Source organism: Nocardia sp. NPDC102475 (genome assembly GCF_055584605.1).
On record NZ_JBVJLS010000067.1, the window covers coordinates 1 to 1,844 of the forward strand.

Below are 1,844 nucleotides of genomic sequence, written 5' to 3' on the forward strand. Positions count from 1 at the left end.
GCGGCGCATCGTCGCAGTCTGGGATTGCCTGCGACCTCTGTGGATTACGGTCTGTGGGCGCGGTCGAGCGGGCTCGGTGCCGAGTTGTCCGAGGACGATTTCGATCGGATGCGCAGGCAGGGTTTCCCGCCGCTGACCGAGGCTGAGGGTTTGGCGTTGTTCGATGCGGCGATCGCGACCGACACCTCTCAGTTGGTCGCGTTGCGGGTCGATCCGGCGGTGCTTCGAACCCGGGGCGAGCAGCTCCCGGCTCTCGTCCGCGCGATCGTGCCGACCCCGGCGCGCCGCAACAGCCGTACCCCGGCGGGTCAGGCGTTCGCCCAGAAGCTGGCCGGCCTATCCGATACCGATCGCGCTGGTGCGCTGCTCGACCTGGTGCGCTCGGTGGCTGCCGAGGTCCTCGGACATGCCTCGATCGATGCTGTTGAACCCCGGCAGGCGTTCCAGCAGCTCGGGTTCGACTCGTTGAGCGCCATCGAGTTCCGCAACAAACTCAACACCGCGACCGGTCTGCAACTCCCGGCCACGCTCATCTTCGATCAGCCCAATCCGCAAGTCGTCGCCGAGTTCATCGGTTCACAACTCACCGGCACCGGAGCTGTCGAAGAGCTCGCGGTCAGTCGGGTCCGCGCCGACGACGAACCGATCGCTGTGGTGGCGATGGCCTGCCGCTATCCAGGTGGGGTCGCTTCGCCGGAGGACCTGTGGAATCTGGTCGTCTCGGGCGTTGAGACCACCGGGGAGATGCCGGTGGATCGAGGCTGGGATATCGAGGGCATCTACGATCCGGAGCCCGGTAAGGCGGGTAAGACCTACACCCGTCATGGCGGGTTCTTGTATTCCGCAGCTGATTTCGATGCGGATTTCTTCGGGATCAGTCCGAATGAGGCCACGGTGATGGATCCGCAGCAGCGGTTGCTGTTGGAGGTTTCGTGGGAGGCGTTGGAACGCGCTGGTGTGGATCCGGCGGTGCTGCGTGGCAGCTCGACCGGGGTGTTCACCGGTCTGATGTACCACGACTACGCCCAAGCAACCGGGACCGGTAGCGGCGCCGCAGGCAGTTTGGTCTCGGGTCGGGTGTCGTATGCGTTCGGCCTGGAAGGGCCGTCGGTCACCGTGGATACGGCGTGCTCGTCGTCGCTGGTGGCATTGCATCTGGCCGGGCAGTCGCTGCGGTCGGGAGAATGTGATCTGGCATTGGCCGGTGGTGTGGCCGTGATGGCGACCCCGGACATGTTCCTCGAGTTCAGTCGCCAGCGGGGCCTGTCCCCGGATGGTCGCTGTAAGTCGTTCGCGGACGCGGCCGATGGTGTCGCGTGGTCCGAAGGTGCCGGTGTTCTGGTGTTGGAGCGTTTGTCCGATGCGCGCCGCAATGGGCATCAGGTTCTTGCGGTGATCGCTGGTTCGGCGGTGAATCAGGATGGTGCGTCGAATGGTTTGACCGCGCCGAATGGTCCGTCGCAGCGGCGGGTGATCCAGCAGGCGTTGGCGAATGCCGGGGTGTCTCCGGTCGAGGTCGATGCGGTGGAGGCCCACGGAACGGGTACCACCCTGGGTGATCCGATCGAGGCGCAGGCGTTGCTGGCGACCTATGGGCAGGGCCGTGATGCGGATCGTCCGTTGTGGCTGGGGTCGTTGAAGTCCAATATCGGTCACGCTCAGGCTGCCGCGGGTGTGGGTGGTGTGATCAAGATGGTGATGGCGATGCGCCACGGTGTGTTGCCGCAAACCTTGCATGTGGATCAGCCCTCTACGAAGGTTGATTGGTCCGAGGGTCATGTGCGGTTGTTGACCGAGTCGGTGCCGTGGCCGGTGGTGGATCGGCCGCGTCGTGCTGGTGTGTC

The 1,844-nt window shown here is 65.1% G+C and carries 1 protein-coding gene; it reads left to right on the forward strand.

The window, feature by feature from the left end:
• The coding region (locus ACZ60G_RS44065) for a type I polyketide synthase (RefSeq protein ID WP_465818382.1) at positions 1–1,844 on the forward strand (1,844 nt) is incomplete at both ends.